Annotated in this window: 6 protein-coding genes; all 6 read right to left on the reverse strand. The window is 70.1% G+C overall.

Features of this window, described 5'->3' with window-relative positions; translation table 11 throughout:
- Positions 1-23: 23 nt before the first annotated feature.
- The 6 genes from NDY25_RS21265 to NDY25_RS21290 are packed head-to-tail and all read right to left on the reverse strand — an operon-like array spanning position 24 to position 17,213.
- Positions 24-281: a hypothetical protein gene (locus NDY25_RS21265; RefSeq protein WP_256627668.1), complete on the reverse strand. Its 258-nt coding sequence runs from the start codon at positions 279-281 to the stop codon at positions 24-26.
- Positions 218-1,819 carry a thioesterase domain-containing protein gene (locus NDY25_RS21270; protein ID WP_256627669.1) on the reverse strand — a complete coding sequence of 534 codons (1,602 nt, stop codon included), beginning with the start codon at positions 1,817-1,819 and terminating at the stop codon, positions 218-220. The genes NDY25_RS21265 and NDY25_RS21270 overlap by 64 nt, the downstream gene beginning before the upstream one ends.
- Positions 1,804-8,886, reverse strand: coding sequence for an SDR family NAD(P)-dependent oxidoreductase (locus NDY25_RS21275; protein ID WP_256628020.1), 7,083 nt, complete (start codon positions 8,884-8,886; stop codon positions 1,804-1,806). The genes NDY25_RS21270 and NDY25_RS21275 overlap by 16 nt, the downstream gene beginning before the upstream one ends.
- The gene (locus NDY25_RS21280; RefSeq protein ID WP_256627670.1) at positions 8,796-9,728 is read right to left on the reverse strand and encodes a polyketide synthase; all 933 of its coding nucleotides are present in this window, start codon (positions 9,726-9,728) and stop codon (positions 8,796-8,798) included. The genes NDY25_RS21275 and NDY25_RS21280 overlap by 91 nt, the downstream gene beginning before the upstream one ends.
- Positions 9,721-10,965, reverse strand: coding sequence for an MFS transporter (locus tag NDY25_RS21285; RefSeq protein ID WP_218974062.1), 1,245 nt, complete (start codon positions 10,963-10,965; stop codon positions 9,721-9,723). Before NDY25_RS21285 ends, NDY25_RS21280 begins: the two co-directional genes overlap by 8 nt.
- On the reverse strand, positions 10,962-17,213 hold the full coding sequence (locus NDY25_RS21290; protein WP_168958830.1) for a non-ribosomal peptide synthetase: 6,252 nt from the start codon (positions 17,211-17,213) through the stop codon (positions 10,962-10,964). The genes NDY25_RS21285 and NDY25_RS21290 overlap by 4 nt, the downstream gene beginning before the upstream one ends.
- Between the last annotated feature and the right edge of the window lie 52 nt (positions 17,214-17,265).

Genomic DNA, 17,265 nt, shown 5'->3' on the forward strand with positions numbered 1-17,265 from the left:
GCCGGGGGTAGGGGAGGAGGTGGTCATGCGGTGTGCTCGGCGATGCAATGGGGACGTTGTTGCCACTGGCGGATCAGGCCAGCGACGCGTCGGGCGCTGCCGTCGTCCATCAGCAGTTGCCAGTGATCGGCCTCGAGCGTGTGCCGCTCGGCGTGCGGCGCCCACAACGACCAGTCGTGCTCGGCGGGTGTCCAGTGCGCCGGGCGGCGGGTCGCGCTCAGCCACAGGCACGGCACCGGCAGCAGGTCCGGCGCGAGATGCCGGGCCAGCATCTCCAGCAATCGCGCGATGCGCTCGATCCAGGCGCGCGCCAGTGCGGGATCGCGGGGGCGGCAAGCACCCCGGCTGCTTCCGCGTTGCGCGCGAAGCAGGCGAGCTGTGCGTCGGGGTCGAGCTGTTCCAGGTCGTCGGGCAGCGGCACCTGGAGCCTGCCGTTGGCGATCAGGCGGAGCAGCGTGGCGCGGTTGGAGAAGGCGAAGTCGGCGCGGCAGACCGGATCGATCAGCACCAGCTCTACCTTGGCTCCGGCCTGGTGCAGCTGGCGTGCGGTCTCGGCGGCGACGAACGCGCCGTAGGACCAGCCGATCAAGGTCGACCGCCCCTGCGGCTGCATGCGGCCGATCGCAGCGGCATAGCCTGCGGCCAGTGCGTTCAGGCTCCCGGCGGTCACCACCTCCGGGGCCTGCAGCCCGAACACCTCGGTGTCCAGGGCGTTGGCCAGCGGTAGATAGGCACCGAGTTCGCCATCGGAGGCATGCAATACGAAGGCGCGCCCGGCCTGGCTGCCGCGTGCCAGTGCGATGGGGGCAGGGGCGCTGTCGGCCTCGCGCGGCGACGCGAGCAGGCTGCAAAATGCGGCCAGGACCGGATTGGCGAACAAGCCCTGCAGGGTGGCGCCGCGCAGGCCTTGCCGGTGCAGCCGGGCAATCATCCGCGTGGCGATCAGGCTGTCGCCGCCGGACTGGAAGAAATCGCTGTCGCGCTGGATCGGCCGTGCCAGCAGTTCCTGCCAGATTTCGGCGAGCTGCCGCTCCAGCGCGTCCTGGTCGGCTGCGCCGTCGTCCGGCGCGCTGGCGCGCAGTGGGGTGTCGGCAGCGGTGGAAGGCGCTGCCGACGGTATTGCCGGCGCGGTGTCAGTGCCGCGACCCAGGCGTTCGCATTGGCGCAGTTGCAGGGCGGGAAGGCGCGTGCCGAAGCGGGCGCGCATCTCGTCTGCGATCGCGTCGAGGTCGAGCCGGCCGATACGCTCGGCGCGGGCAACGATCAGGTGCTGGCGCAGCGGCGAGGGCGTCTGCTCCGGCCATGCCAATTCGATGCCGAAGCCGGCCTGCTCCAGGGCGCTGCGCCACATCGGCAGGTCGAGCATCGGCTTGTCGTCCACAATGCGCGCGTCCTGATAGCCGACCAGGCCCTCGATAAAGCCGACGCTGGCCATCTGCAAGGCGCTGTCGCGTTCGGTGGCCTCGGTCAGCATCAGCCGGCCGCCGGGCTTGAGCAGCATGCCGAGTCGGCGCAGCGTGCGCACCACATGGCTGGCGTCGTGCATCACCTGCCCGGCGAAAATCAGGTCGTAGCCCTGTGCGGGGTGCTGGTCGAAGTCCACCGGGCGGTTGATGTCGAGCAGGGCGTAGTCGACGTGGGACGTATCGGCGAACAACGTGCGAGCATCGTCCAGAAACAGCGTGGAGACGTCGGTGAACCGGTACAGCGCCAGCCGGCCCTCCAGCGCGGGCAGCAGTTGCCGGGTGGTCGAGCCGATACCCGCGCCGACTTCCAGCACACGCAAATCCGAGCGCCCTTCGCTCAGCGCGCGCGCCACCTGCGCGGCGTGCCCGTTGAGGCAGCGCGAGGCAGGATTGTCGATATAGAGCGCGTGGGTGGTGGCAGCGCTGTCGGCGAACAGCAGTTCCAGCGGCGAGCGGGTGCCAGTGAGCAGGGCGGCATGTTGGTCGATGCAGCTGTCCAGATAGCCGGCGATGCTGCAGCACCACGGCGCATCCGGTGGCGCTTGTGCCGGGCCAGGATCGTCGGTAAACGCGCGTTCGCAGACGAAAGCGTCGCCGTCCTGGCGCAGCCAGCCGCGCGTGCACAGCAGGTGCAGCCATTGCCGCAGCAGGCGGCGGTACTGGGGCAGCGCGCGCAGCCTGGCGTGGACCTCGTCCAGACGATGCCGCTGACCTTGCCGTTCGAACAGCCCATGGCCCAGCAGGGTCGCGGCGATGCCGCGCACCGCGCGCATTTCCAGCCAGCTCCAGGCGCAGTCGAGTTCGTGTTGTTGCGCGGTGTCGAGTGGCGCGAGCGGGCCTGGATCGCAGGGCACCTGTTCGGGGGCAGGCAGTCGCGCTCGGCGGCGACCAGTTGCACGTCGAGCGCGTCGCCCTTTGATGCGGACACCGCCTCGGCCTGCACGATGTCGCTGCGTTCGCGCAGGGCGTCTTCGAGATCGCGCAGGTCGATGCCGGCGTCGTGAACCAGTGCAGGCCAGGGCGCGCGCGCAAATGCGGCCATGCCGCCACCGTCCAGCAACTGCATCACTCCGGCCTGCTGCATCACCTCCGGCTGCGCCGCCACCGCGCCCAGCACGGCGCGGTAGTCCTCGAACATGGCCTGGGCCGCGCCGTGTTCGAGCACCTCGTCCATGCAGTACCAACTGCACACCAGTTCGCCATCGATCTCCATCACCTGGTGGTCGAGCCAGACCTGCGGGGTCTGCGTGAACACGTGTACCGGATCGCCGAGCAGCCCGGTCAGGGCCTGGTCGATGGCCAGCCCGTCCAGCGACATGCCGAGCATGCTGGTGAACACCACCGGCATCAGCGGCTGGCGTTGATGCCCGCGGCCCTTGCCGAGTTCGCGCAGCAGTTCCACCCCATTGACCTGGCTGTGCGCGAGGCGTTTCCACAGCCGCTGCTGAGTGTGTTCGATGGACGCACGCAGCGAGACCGGACGGCTGAGGTCGAAGTCCACCAGCAGCACCGAGGTGAAGTCGCCGATCAGCGCGCGGATCTGCGGGTGGATCGGCAGGCGGTCGAAGAAGGTGAGGTTGAGCGTGAAATCCGGCTGCCGCGACCAGCGCTCCAGGGTGTGGGCGAAAAGCGTCAACAGCGCCGCCGAGGGCGTGACGCCCCAGCGCTGCCATTCCTGTTTGAGGGCCGCCCAGGCGGACGCGTCCAGCCGGGTTTGATAGGTGGTGAAGCGCGGCTGGGTCAGCGCAGGCTTGGCCGCCAGCGGCAGGCGCGGGGCGGGCGGGAGGTCGGCGAGCACACCTTGCCAGTACTGCCAGGACGCCTGCCAGCTGTCCTCCTGGCGGCGGGCCTGTTCGGCCAGCACGTAGTCGCGGAAGGTGATGGGCAGCGGCGGCAGGTCTTCGCTACGGTACGCGCTGGCCAGGTCGTCCAGCATGACCTTGAAGCTCTGCACGTCGAACATCAGCAGATCCAGGTTCATGTGCAGCCGGTAATGCCGACCGTCCAGGTCGCTGGCGAGCAGTTCGAACATGGGCCAACGATCGGTGGGCGGTACGCGGTAGGACAGCGCCTGTCGGGTGTCTTCGAGCGCCTGCTGCCGCTGTGGTGCAGAGAGCGCACGCAGATCGTGGCGTTCGATTCGGTAGACCGGCACCTGGGCGAGGATGCGCTGCTGGCCGTCGGCATCCACCACCATGCGCAGCATGTCGTGGCGCTGCACCAACGTGTTCCAGGCGCGCTCCAGGCGCGCAAGGTCGAACGCGTCGTGGCGCAGGTCCCATTCGAACAGCACATGGCAGGCCACGCCGCCATAGTCGATCAGGTCGGTGCGGCCGAGCCAGTAGGCGTGCTGGATCGCGGTCAGCGGGAACGGCTGGTAGCGGCCGGGCGCGTCGTGCTCCAGCGCGGCTGGCACCTGCCCGGTGGGGGTAATGGAGGCGGGGTCGCCGGCCAACGCGGCGATCAGCGTGGTGAGCCCGGTCACGCTGAGGTCGCGATACGCGTGTTCGGCGTCCAGGCGCACGCCGAGCTGGCGCTGGATGTCGCTGCTCAGTTCCAGGAACAACAGCGAATCGAGCCCCAACTGCAGCAGGTCGCGTCCGGGCGAGAGCCGGCTGGGGTCGTCCAGCCGCAGTTGCGCGGCGATGCGCTCGCTCAGCCAGGCGCTCACTGCCGCGGCGTCGTGGAGGTCGGTCGGGGCCGGCGAGAGTGTGGCCTGGTCGGGTGTGGCGTTGCCGGCGCGCGCGGCCTTCGCGTTGCTGGCAGAACGAACAGGTGGGGCGGTGCCGACGACGGGCGCCAGCAGGGCGCGACGCTGGGGATCCAGGCGCTCGCTGAGCACACGCATGGCCAGCCGGTATGGGGCCGCGCGCATCACCGCCTGGTCCAGATGCCACAGGCCTTCGGTGCTGGCCAGCAGTCCCATGCCGCTGGTGGCGAGCTGATTCTGCAGGGCGGGATCGACGGCGCGGCCGGTATCGCCCCAGGCACCCCAACCGATGGAGATGACTTTGGGCAAGGTGTTTGGGTCTTGCGCCAGGGCCAGGCCGTCCAGGTAGGCGCTGGCGAGCGCATGCGCACCCTGGCCGGCGGCGCCCAGCGCTGCGGCGGCCGACGAATACAGCAATAGATAGCGTCCGTGGTGTGCTTGCAGCCAGGCATGCAGTCTGCGCGCGGCCTGCGCTTTCACCGCCAGCACCGGTGCCATCAGGGTGCGGTCCAGGGACGCCAACGGCGCATCGTGCAGCAGCCCCGCCGAGTGGATGACCCCGGCGATGCCGCCGTCTGCCTGCAGAGTTTCCAGTGCCTGGGTGAGCTGCTCCGGATCGCCGACGTCACATGGCAGCCAGTGCAGCCGGCAACCGTCACGTTCGCTCAGCATGAGCTGGAAGTCCGCCCAGTCCGTAGGGGCGCGCGGCGCCAGCAGCGCGATCCGGCGTGCACCATGCCGGGCAAGCCATTGCACGCTGAGGCGTCCCAGGCCGCCGAAGGCGCCGGTCACCACATGCCAGCGCGCATCCGCCAGGCCAGCAGGAGGCAACGCGGGTGCGGCGTGGGGCTGGGCAACCAATTGCGGCAGCAGCACGCGCTTGCCACGCACCGCGATCCAGCGCTGGCCCGCCGCTACGGCTGCGAGTGCCGGCAGCAGGTCGTCCCAGCCGGTCTGGGCATCCAGGTCCACCACCGCAAGCGCGCGCGTGGGATGTTCGGCGGCGGCGACCCGCAACAGCCCCCAGGCCGCATGTTGTACCGGGTCGACACGCGCATCGGCGCCGATCTTCCAGGCACAGCGGGTGACCACCAGCAGTGGCTGATCGCCCGATAGCGCGGCCAGCAGCGGGGTGACCACCGACAGCGGATCCTCATCGCCGCTGTCCAGTAGCAACAATGCCTGCGGCGCCTGTGGCGCAAGCCGGACGCCCGCCGCGTGCAGCGCTGCAACAGTCTCTGCCGTGGCATCGCGCAGGGCGAATGGCTGCGGCGTGGCAGCGGCGTCGGCAGCGGCCGACCACTGCCACGCGTAATGCGTGGCCGGGGCTGGCAGCGGCGCGGGTAGGCCTGGCGCGGCAGCGCAGGCGGCCAGGGTGAAGCGCCATCCGTCCTGGGCGTCGCAGGCCTCGATGCCGACCTGGGGCGCAGCGAATGGGGCGGCCTGCCAGCGCAGCCGCACCAGCGCCAGCCGCGTGGGCACTGCCGGCGTGCCGGCAGGAACCAGCGCCTGGCCGCTGCCATGGCGACGCGCCAGTTCGGCGCACGCGGCGTGGACGCGCTCCTGCCAGCGCGCATCCTGACCGGCACAGTCCGACCAATCGGCCAGATAGCAGCCGTCGTCGGTGAGCGCGTGGCCGAGGATGCCGTCGCCAGCGCCGGTCTGCCAGGGAAGTACCAGGTCCGTCGCCTGCCCCGGTGCGGTCGCCAGCAGGATGTGCTCGCTGATTGCCGCAGTCGGGGTGCCGTCCTCCGGCAGCCAGTCGACGCGTTCGAAACCGGCGGCCAGGCAATGTTGCTTCCAGCGCGCGGTGCTGAGGAACAATTCGCCGCCACGGGCCGCGGCGTCATGCAGCGGTGCGACCAGCGGGCCGAACACGAAATCGAACAAGCGCATCGGCCGGGTGATCTCGCGCAGCAGCAGCCGGCCGCCCGGCTTCAGCAGCGGATAGAGGTTGGCGAGGGTGCGCCCGACATGCTGGGTGGCATGGATCACGTTGGCGGCCACGATCAAGTCGTAGCCGGCAGCTTCGAAGCCTTGCGCCTGGGCGTCCTGCTGCAGATCCAGTTCGCGGTACGCCACAAAGCCGTACTGGGCGAACTTGCGCTCGGCGCGGCGGGTGAACAGCGCCGAGATGTCGGTGAAGTCGTAGTGCAAGGCGGGCTGATCGGCCAGCTCGGGCAACAACCAGGCGGTGGTGCCGCCGGTCCCGCCACCGACCTCGAGGATGCGGTATGGCTGGTGCTGGCGGCGCTGCGCTTGGCGTTCCTGCATCAGACCCGCCAGCGTGCCGGCGGCGATCTGGTTGAAGTAGCGCCCGAAGCTGAAGTCCTGGTAGAGCACTTCGACACCGGCGGATGCGCCCTCGGGAAAAATGACCGCGACCGGCTCCACCTGACCGCTCATCATCGCGTACAACTGCTCGCCGGCGCGGGCGACGGTATCGGCGATGACGTCCAGACCTTCGCAGCAGGCGCGTAGCGTCTCGATCAGCGCCGCGCGCGGCTCCTGCGGAAGCGCGGCAGCGGCGCTGTAGCGGTGGTTGTCGCGGCGGTAGTAGCCATCCTCGACACAGGCATCGAGCAGGCGGGTGAGCAACTGGCGGTGGCGCGGCAGCAGGCGCCCGCCACGCAGCACCTCCAGCACGCTCACGCCTGGCTCGATGCGCGCGCCGACGCAGCGCCGCACCAGCGCGTCGACGTCGATGGCGTGCAGCTTGGTCACGCAGGCGTACAGCGCATGCAGGCGTGGCAGATCGAGTTGGGTGGCGGCCTGCAGGGCGATGTGCCGGCCGGCCTCCGGTGCGCCGGAACCGACCCAGGACGCCTGCGCCGTAGGCCCGGACACGGGGGTCGGTTCGCTTTCGCGCCAGTAGCGCTCGGTGTCGAACGAGTACAGCGGTGCGTGGATCTTGCGTCCCGCTGAAGGTAGCAGGGTGTGCCAGGGGAGCTCTGCTCCGGCCGCATACAGCTGCAGCAAGGCGTGCTGCAACTGGGCCGGCGCGGGTTGATGGCGCCGGGCGCTGGCGATCCAGGTCGCTGTGTCCGCCAGCTCGCGGCTGCCGATGCCGGTCAGCGGGGCATCCGGGCCCAGTTCCAGGAAGATGTCGGCACCCTGCGCGAGCGCGGTGCGCAGGGCCTGGATGAAACGCACCGGCTCGCGCAGGTGACGGCGCCAGTAGTCGGGTGCGTCGAGTCCTTGCGCGTCGATGATCTCGCCAGTCAGCGTGGAGATCAGCGGCAGGCGGCCGGGCGCGGCGCGCAGGCTGGCCGCCGCGCGCTGGAAGTCGGCGAGGATGGGGTCGAGCTGGCGGGAATGCGCCGCGCCGGCAACCGACAGCCGGTTGCAGCGGATCTCGCGCGCGTCCAGCGCCGCGGCGAACGCATCGATGGCCTCGCGCTCGCCGGAGAACACCAGATGGCGATCGCCGTTGCAGGCGGCCAGTTCCAGGCCGAGCGGCGCGGCGAGCGGCAGCAGAGTGGCGTGGTCGGCAAAAGCCGACAGCATGCCGCCGCCGCTGCAGCGCTGCATCAGCGCGCCGCGCAGGCAGACCAGGCGCATCACCGCATCGGCCGGGTAGTGCCCGGCGACCACCGCGGCGGCGAATTCGCCCACCGAATGGCCCAGCACCAGGTCCGGCTGCAGCCCCAGCGATTGCCAATGCGCGGCCATCGCCAGTTCGAAGGCGACGATCGCCGGCTGTGCGTAGTCGGTGCGTTCCAGCAGCTCGCCGTGCTGTCCCAGCAAGGCCTCGCGCAGCGAGGGCGTGAGCGGCTGGTCGCTGCTCTCGCAGGCGGCCAGGCAGTGCTCAAGGCGGTCCGCGAAGGCGGGCGAGTGCCGATACAGCGCCTGGCCCATGCCGGGCCAGTGCGACCCCTGGCCGGTGAACAGCCAGGCCTGCTTGCCGGGCTCACCATCGCCCCGCTGCAGCAGCACGTCGTCCTCGCCGGCCGCGCAGGCGGCCAGTGCGGCAGCGGTTTCCTCCGACAGCGGCGTGGCCAGCCGGAAGCCGAGCTGCAGCTGGCGGCCGTGCAAGGCGGTGTGGGCCAGATCGGCCGGCTGCGCGCTGCCCAGCGCTTGCGCATAGGCACCGGCCAGGCGCCGCAACGCGGCTTCGCTGGCGGCGCTGAGCAACAGGGTGCCGGTGGGGACGGCATTGGCGTCGGCATCCGGGCCGGTTGCCGACGCGGCGGCGCGCAATGCTTCGGGCAGGCAGGCGACGATCAGGTGGCAGTTGGTGCCGCCGATGCCGAACGAGGACACCCCGGCGCAGCGGATCGGCGCGCGCCACGGTTCGGCCTGCGTGGGGACGTGGAAGGGGCTGTCCTCCAGCCGCAGCGCCGGATTGGGGCTGCGGAAATGCAGGCACGGCGGAATGATCGCGCGCTCCACCGCCAGTACCGCCTTGAGCAGGCTGGCGATGCCGGCGGCGGTATCCAGATGGCCCAGGTTGCTCTTGACCGAGCCCAGCGCGCAGGCCGGGCCGTCGTCGCGCCCGTGGAACACCGCGCGCAGCGCTTCCACCTCGATCGGATCGCCCAGCGGGGTGGCGGTCCCGTGGGCTTCGATCAGGCCGATCTGCCGGCTCTCCACGCCTGCCAGCGTCATCGCCTCGCGGATCACCTCGCTCTGGCCGGCGACCGAGGGCGCGGTGTAGCCGACCTTGCGCCCGCCGTCGTTGTTGACGGCACTGCCGAGTACGACCGCCACGATCGGGTCGCCGTCGCGCAGCGCGTCGGCCAGGCGGCGTAACACCACCGCGCCGGCTCCGTTGCCGCCGAAGGTGCCCTGGGCCTGGGCGTCGAACGGCCGGCACAGGCCATCGGGGAGAAGATCATGCCCGGCTGGTGCAGATAGCCGGAGTGCTGGGGAAACGACACCGCCACCCCGCCGGCCACCGCCATGTCGCATTCGCCGGCGCGCAGGCTCTCGCAGGCCATGTGCACCGCCACCAGCGAGCTGGAACAGGCGGTCTGCACCGAGATCGCCGGGCCGTGCAGGTTCAACTTGTAGGCCGCGCGGGTGGCCACGTAGTCCTTGTCGTTGCCCATCAACGATTGCAGGCGCTTGACCTGCGCCACTTCGGCAATGCGCAACGGTTCCTTGCCCGGATAGGTGCTGACCCGGGCGGAACCGAACACCCCGGTCTTGTGGGGGACCTGGCGGGGGGCATAGCCGGCGTGTTCCAGGGCATGCCAGGCGATCTGCAGGAACAGCCGCTGCTGCGGGTCGATCGATTCGGCTTCCTGGCGCGAGTAGCCGAACAGGTCGGCATCGAAGGCATCGGCATCGGCGACCACGCTGCCGACGCCGACGAAGTTGGGCGCATCGACGGTGGAGGCCGGAAGGCCGGCATCGAGCAGTTGCTGCCGCGAGAAATGGTGGCTGCAGGCCTGCCCGTTCACGAGGTTGTGCCAGAGCGCTTCGTTGTCGGGAGCGTCGGCGAAGCGGCCGGCGTGGCCGATCACCGCGACCGGATCGCAGCCGGGGTAGTGCTGGGTCACCAGGGCGCGAAAATCGGGTTGCGCGTTGCGGGGCGAAGCGTCATCCATTGCGGGGGCTCAGGCAGGTGTCGTGAGGGGCTGCCGGCTCCGCGAGTGCGTTCCGGGAGAAGCGGTGACGCAACCGGCTGGCAGGCCATACGCACAGCACGGCAACTGCGGCGAGCAGGGTCAGGGCGCTCTGGTAACCGGCGTGGTGCGCAATGCGCAGGGTTGCCATGGACGCGGCCAGGGCGACGGCCATGTCCAGCGACTGGAACAGCGCGTAATCGGAGGCCGGCTGGTGCGGGCGCACCAGGCCCATCAGCACGTTGTAGAGCATCACAAAGCCGATCGCGGCGGCGGTGTTGACCAGTCCGAACACCACCAGCCAGGCGCTCAACCCGAAATGCGAATAGCCCAACGCGATCGCGCAGGCCAGCGCGGCATGCAGCAGCATCACCGGCAGCAGACCGCGCGCGGCGCCGACGCGCCGCGCGAACCAGCCACCGAGCACCACTCCCAGGCCGCTGGCGACGGTGCTGAACACGGTGATCGCCTGACCCAGCGCGACCAGGCTCAGTCCCTGGTCCACCAGCAGCACGGTCTGCAGCGCCATCAGGCCGCGCATGGCCAGGTAGTAGATGGCGGTCAGCGCCAGCGCCGGCCACAGCATGCGCAGGCCGGCGGGATCGAACCGGGGCTGCGCGGGAAGCGTGCGGTGCGCAATGGGTTGACGCACCAGCAATACGGGAATCAGCAGCAGCAGCGACAACCCCGCCATGCACAGGAAGCCGGCAGTCCAGCCGGCCTGCTGCGCCACTGCCAGGAAGCCGAACACGCCCAGCGGAATGCCCAGGTAGCTGCCACCGACCTGGGCGGCATTGGCGAGCGGGCGGCTGCCCGCGTCGGTGGTGCAGATGACGATGCCGTTGGCATAGATGCCATGGCTGGCCGACAGCAAGGTCAGCAGCATCAGCGCGCAGACCACCACGGCGGTGGAGCGGGTGGGGTCGGTCAGGGTGGGTGCGAGCAGCGCGATGCCGGCCAGCAACGCGGCCATCCCGAGCTGCAACAACACCAGACTGCCGAGGAAGCGGTTGCCGCGCAGCGACCGCGCATTCCGCTCGCACCAGGGCGCCCACAGGAATTTTCCGACCCAGGGCAGCATCGCCAGCGACAGCCAACTGAGCTGTGCAAGGTCCAGTCCCGCATGGCGGTAGTAGCCGACCACGCCCTGCATCACCAGGGCGGTGAGCATGCCCTGGTGCAGGTAGTAGCACCAATGCGGAACATGGCGGGCGATCATGCCTCGCCCCGCCGACGCTGTGCACGCGCCTTGCGCTGTTCCAGCAGCGTTTGCCGCCCGGACTCCGGCAAGGGTGCGGTGGCGGGGGCAGCGCTGGCCAATCCAGCCAGATGCAGCGCCAGCGCGTGCGGCGTGGCATGTGCGAACAGGTCGGTCACCGCGAGGCCGTCGTGCCCTGCCTGGCGCAGTTGGAGATGTAACTGCACCAGCTGTAACGAGGAGGCCCCGGCCTCGAAGAAGCTTTGCCGAGCGGCGATCGGCAGCTCGGTGACGCGTTGGAACTGCGCGCGCAGCGTGTCCACCAGCGCCGCATCGGTTGCTGGCGGCTGGGCGGCGGCGGGTGCGGTGGTGGTCGTTAGCGCGAGCGGCGCCGTTGCGACACGTGCGGTGGCGTGCCCTTGCGCCGGCGGCACCAGCGCGTCGAGTGTCAGATCCCAGGCGTCGGGATCGCCGGCAAGGCGGCGCAGCAGCGCCGCGTACTGCTCGAACATGGCCGACAGCTGCGCCGGGTCGAACAGCGCCTCCACCGCGTCCCAGTTGAAGCGCAGCTCACCTTCGGACTCGTAGACCTGGTGGTCCAGCCAGACCTGCGGCGTCTGCGAGATGCCCCGGCGCGGTTTCAGCGCTGCGGCTTGCGCCAGGAAGCGGTCGCCGGCAAACCCAATCGCGCTGGTAAAGACCACCGGCATGGCCGCCGCCGACTGGCCGCGGCGCTGCGCCAGCTCGCGCATGACGCGGATGGCCGAGACATCGCGATGCACCAGGTCTTGCCGTAGGCGCTGCTGCAGCTGCTGGGCGCTGGCGCGCCAGTGCGTGGCAGGCTGCCAGGCCACCAGCAGCAGCGAGGTGAAGTCGCCCAGCACGGCGTCGATTTGCGGATGCAGCGGGCGCCGGTCGAACAGGGTGAGGTTCACGCACAAGTCTTTGTCCGCGCTCCAGGCCGACAGCACCGCAGCGTAGGCGGACAACAACAATGCCGACGGCGTCAGCCCTGCCTGCTTGGCGCAGGTCTTGAGCGCAGTCCATTCGCCCACGGTGAGGCGGTCGGACAAGCGCACGAAGTGCGGCGCGCCGATAGCGACCGGATCGCGACGCAGCGGTAGTTGCGGCGCGGCTGGCAGGCGGTCCAGTCGCCGCTGCCAGTACGCCAGCGAGGCGTCGCTGGGTGGCTGGCCGGCGAGATGCGACAGATAGTCGCGAAAGCCGATCTCCAGGTGCGGCAACGCACAGTCGGGGTCGGCGTAGAGCTGCTCCAGCTCGGCCAGCAGGATCTGCATGCTCAGCCCGTCCAGCAGCAGGTTGTCGAGGCAGACGAACACGCGGCTGGTGCCGCTGCCGTCCTCGGCCGCCTGCACGTCGAACACCGGCCAGCGCGTCGGATCGAGCACCTGACAGGACAGCCGCGCATACAGCGCGCTGGCCTCGGCGTGGTCGAAATGCGCGACGCGTTGACGCTGCAAGGTGAACGCAGGTACCTCGGCCAGCACCTGTTGCCGGCCCTCGCGTACCACCGCGCGCAGCATGTCGTGGCGGGCGATCAGGCGGTTCCAGGCAGCCTCGAAGCGGGGCACGTCGAGGTCGGCGACCTCGAATTCAATAAAGAAATGCGCGCCGACGCCGCCGAGCGGGAAGCCGGGCTGGCGTCCCACCAGGTAGGCCTGCTGCACCTCGGTAAGCGCGAACGGTGTGTGCCGCGCGTTCGGGTCGGGTCGCAGCTGCTCGGCACCACGCTCGCCTCGCGTTTGCACGGTGGCCGCAAAGGTAGCCAGCGTGGGGTAGTCGAAGAGATCGCCCAGGCGGGCATCGAAGCCGGCCTGGTCCAGTGCGCCGATCAGACGGGTTGCCAGCAGGCTGTCGCCGCCCAGCTGGAAGAAGTGGCTATGCCGGTGCAGCACCGGCGCCTGCAGCAGCGCTCGCCACGCGGCGGCGATGGCGATCTCGGCATCGCCGCAGGGCGGTTCTGGCGCGGCCTCGGCCGGCTGGGCGGGTTGGCAGAGCGCGCGCAGGGCCTGGTGGTCGACCTTGCCGTTGGCGGTGAGCGGCAGCGCGTCCAGGAAGACCAGTCGCTGCGGCACCATGTAGGCAGGCAACTGTGCGGCCAGCGCCGCCGACAGTTTGCGCGGATCGGGCTGGCGCAGCTGCGCAGGCGCACGCAGCACGAAGCGTTGCTGATCGCCTGCCGCATCGACCAGGGCATCCTGCAGGCCGCGCTGCCGGAAGGCAGCCTGCCAACCAGCAGCGTCGCGCAGACGGCTACCGAGCGCTTCTCCGTCCTGCGCCAGCAGGTCGGCGCTGACCAGGGCAAGGCAGGAGGCACTCCGCAACTCGAGCACGTGGATCAGCGCCGCTGGCGCCGCCAACGTGGCGAGGGCGTCCAGCGCGTCATCGCCAAGCCGGTGCAAGGCATTGCAGGACCACACCAGGTCGGCGCGGTGGGCCAATTCCATCTGCGCGGCGCGGTCCCAGCGCCTGACGCAGGCATGCGGATAGGCGGCAAGCAGGTCCGTTGCGCGCAGCACCATGTCCTGCGACGCCTCCAGCGCGGTGTAGCTGAGCTGGTCCACACCCAGGCGGCGCAGCAGCGTTTCGGCGGCCAGACCGGTGCGTGCGCCGATCTCGACAGCGCGTACCGGGCGGCCCAACGTCTGCGACAGCGCCTTGAGCGCAGCGGCCAGCGCCTCGATTGCGGCAGGCGTCCCCCGGCTTTGCAACAGCAGCCGCTCGGGCGCCCAGACGGCATGCTCAAGCAGGGTGAAGGCCGGCCGTTGGTCGCGCAGGATCAGTGCCAGGGCGTCATGGTGAGCGAGCAGGGCCTCGGCGGTTGCGCTGAGCGGGTCGCCGCTCGCAGGTTGCCAGGGCGCCTGATGGTGGTGCAGCCCGCGAACGTAGCCCTGGCCTTGCGCAGCGTGGTCGAGGCGCTGCTGGCGGACCAGCAGGTCCAGCCAGCGTTGCAGCAAGCCGCGCCAGCGCGGCGCAATGCCCATTTGGAGGACGATCGCATCGACATCGGTCGGTGCAGTGAAGTCCAGACCCTGCCGGCTTAGATGTGCGAGCGCAAAGTCGGCGACCAGGCGTTCGACCTCCGGCTCACGCGTCGCCTCGGCGGCAATCGGCGCAAACAGGGCGGCATAGTCGGCCGGCAGTGCAGGGTCGGCGTGGCGCAGGCTATGCAATGCATCGCCCTGGGCCACGACGAAGGCAGCCAACGATTTCTCGCGCTCGCCGACCGCCATCGCCACGGCCTGACGCACCCCGTCGACGCGCTGCAGGGCGGTCTCGATTTCGCCCAGCTCGATGCGGTGGCCGCCGATCTTGACCTGGGTGTCGCGGCGGCCAAGGAATTCCAGGGTGCCGTCAGGCCAGTAGCAGCCCATGTCGCCGGTGCGGTACCAGCGGCCATCGGCGGCGGCGACGAACTGCCGGGCGGTGCGCTCGGGATCGTTGAAATAGCCCAAGGCGACACCTTCGCCGCCGATCCACAGCTCTCCCGGCACCCAATCGGGGCAGTCGCGGCCGTGCTCGTCGACCACCCGGTAGCGTTGGTTGGCCAGCGGGGTTCCGTAGGGGATCGAGCGCCACTGCGGCGGCACGCCCTGCACGTCGCAGGCGTTCGACCAGATCGCCGCTTCGGTCGCGCCGCCCATTGCGACGAACTGCCCGTCGGCGCGGAACGCCCGGTAGCGCTGCGGCAGGTCCAGCCCGATCCAGTCGCCGGACAGCAGCGTCAGGCGCAGCCGGGCCGGCGCGTGCAGCTGCAGGCCCTCGCTGTAGGTCAGCAGCATGTCGAACAACGCCGGCACGCTGTTCCAGACCGTGATGCGGTGGCTGTCGATGATCTGGCACCACGCGGCAGGATCCCGGCGTTGCGCTTCGTCCACGAGCACCAGGGCGCCACCGGCCGCCAGTAGACCGAAGATGTCGAAGACGGAGAGATCGAAGTGCAGCGCCGACAGCGCCAGCACGCGGTCGCCCGCGGCGAGCCGGTAGCGCTGGTTGATGTCGGCGCAGGTATTGAGCGCCGCGCGGTGCGAGATGGTCACGCCCTTCGGCGTGCCGGTCGAGCCGGAGGTGTAGATGACGTAGGCGGGATGTTCCGGGTCCACGTCGACGGGGGCGGACATAGGCGCATGGCCGATGGCTTCCTGCCAGCACAGCACCGGGGGATCGGTGGCGTCGGTGTCCTGCGCGGCGCCGGGCTGTGCGTCGTCGCGGCAGGTCAGCACCATGGCCACGCCGGCGTCGCGCTGGATCTTGCGGCGACGTTGCGCCGGCTGGTCGAGCGCGACCGGCACGTAGACCGCACCGGCACACAACACCCCCAGCACTGCGACCACCTGTCCGATGCCCTTGGACATGACGATGGCAACCGTGTCGCCGGGGCGCACGCCCTGGCCAACAAGCGCTCCGGCGCAACGCCGCGCCTGCTCGGCCAAGGTGGCATAGCGCAGCGAGCGGGTGCCGTGGATGAGCGCGAGCGCCTGCGGGTTGCGCGCGGCGGCGGCGAAGACGCCCTGATGCAGCAGCCCGCGCGGAACCGGCCGCGTGGTGGCGTTGATCCGCGCGCGCACCTGGCGCTGCTTGGCCGGCATCGGGTCCGGCAACGGCATGTGCCACGCCTGTGCGTCGTCAACCAGGCGGCGGACCAGGGCCATGTAGGCCTCGAACAAGGTGTCGACCAGACCCTGCGGGAACAGCGTCGCGTTGCTGTCCCATTGCAGGCACAGCACCGAGCCGTGTTCGAACGCCAGATGGTCGATCCATACCTGCGGCGTCTGCGAGATCCCCCAGCCGGGTTCGCCCAGCATCGGGCCGGTGCCATCGCCGTAGAGCGGGCGGCCGAGGTTGCTGGTGAACACCACCGGTGCACCGTGCGGATGGGTCTGCTGCTTGCGCAACTCGCGTAGCAGTTCCACGCCCGACCAGTGGCGATGTTCGTAAGCGTCTGCGAAGGCGTCCTGATTGCGTTGCGCGAGCGTGTCGAACGCGGCGCCTTCGCCGCACAGGTCGAGCAGCAGCACATTGGTGAAGTCCGCGATCATGCGCTCGACTGACGGATGCAGTGGCTGGCGGTCGAACAGGGTGAGGTTGAGCAGCAGGCGCGGCTGGTTGCTCCAGCGCGCCAGCACGGCGCCAAAGCAGGTCGCCAGCGCCATGGTCGGCGTAACGCCGCTGGCGCCTGCATGGGTCTTGAAGCGTTCCCAGTCGGCGGCCTTCAGTTCGGCGCGGTGCCGGCGGATGCGGACCGATTCGATTCGCTCGGGTTCGCAGGCCAGCGGCAGCGCCGGCGCGCGTGGCAGGGTGTCCAGCCGATCGAGCCAATGGCGTTGCGCACGCTCGCGGGCAGGTCCGGTCTGCTGCTGCAGTTGGGCCAGATAGCTGCGGAAGTCGTAACCGGGATCGGGCGCCGCAAGCGTGTCGCCGCGCAGCAAGGCAGCCAATTCTTCGAACACCAGCGTGAAGCTGGCCGCGTCGAGCACCAGCAGATCGATGTTGACGTGCAGCCGATGGCGGCCATCAGGCAGCAGCGAAAGCTGGAAATCGATGGTTTCGCCGCGCTCGACGGCCAGCACGCGGTGCCCGAGCCGGTCGCGCAGATCCAGCAAGGCGGCATCGCGCGCGGCGGCGTCCATCGCACGCAGGTCGTGGATGGCCAGGCCGGGCCAACTGGATTGCGCCTCGTATTGCTGGAGCCCATCGCTGCGAAAATGCACGCGCAGCATCGGATGGCGCTGGATTAGCGCCTGCACCGCCGATTCCAGCGCCCGGCTGGACAGGCCGGGGCCATCGAACTCCTGGTAGAGGTGACAACCGACCCCGCCGAGCGTTTGTTGAGGGGAGCGGCCGACCAGATAGGCATGCTGCACCGGCGTCAGTTCGAAGGCCTCGCCGTCGCGCATCTGCGGCCACTCCGGCGGCGCGGCGGCTGGCGCTTGCACGGCACCGCTCTTGTGCCGCAGCAGGCGGCTCCAGCCGGCGGACGTGGGCGCGGCATAGAGCTCTCGCAGCGTGACCTTGTGGCCGCGTTGGCGCAGCCGGTTTAGCCACGCCATCAGGTGCATGGAGTCCATGCCCAGCTGGATCAGATTGGCGTGCGCCTCCAGGTGTGCGGTCGGGATGCCCAGGTCAGCTGCGAGCTCGGCGTGCAGTGTCGGGTCGGTTTGCGCAGGATCTGTCTGCAGCGCGGCGCTGCCTGCGGGGGCGTGGTGCTGGATGTCCGATTCGGTGTCAGAGGCCACGGGCGAGCTCATAGGGATCGTTCCATGCCGACATGACGCGGGTCGGCAGCTGACGGCAGAAGCG

The organism is Xanthomonas hortorum pv. pelargonii (assembly GCF_024499015.1).
In the GTDB taxonomy this organism is placed as follows: Bacteria; Pseudomonadota; Gammaproteobacteria; order Xanthomonadales; family Xanthomonadaceae; genus Xanthomonas; species Xanthomonas hortorum_B.

Coding starts and splice junctions, on each gene's coding strand:
- NDY25_RS21285 (WP_218974062.1), bottom strand. CDS start 10,965: ATGATCGCCCGCCATGTTCCGCATTGGTGCTACTACCTGCACCAGGGC.
- NDY25_RS21290 (WP_168958830.1), bottom strand. CDS start 17,213: ATGAGCTCGCCCGTGGCCTCTGACACCGAATCGGACATCCAGCACCAC.
- NDY25_RS21280 (WP_256627670.1), bottom strand. CDS start 9,728: ATGGATGACGCTTCGCCCCGCAACGCGCAACCCGATTTTCGCGCCCTG.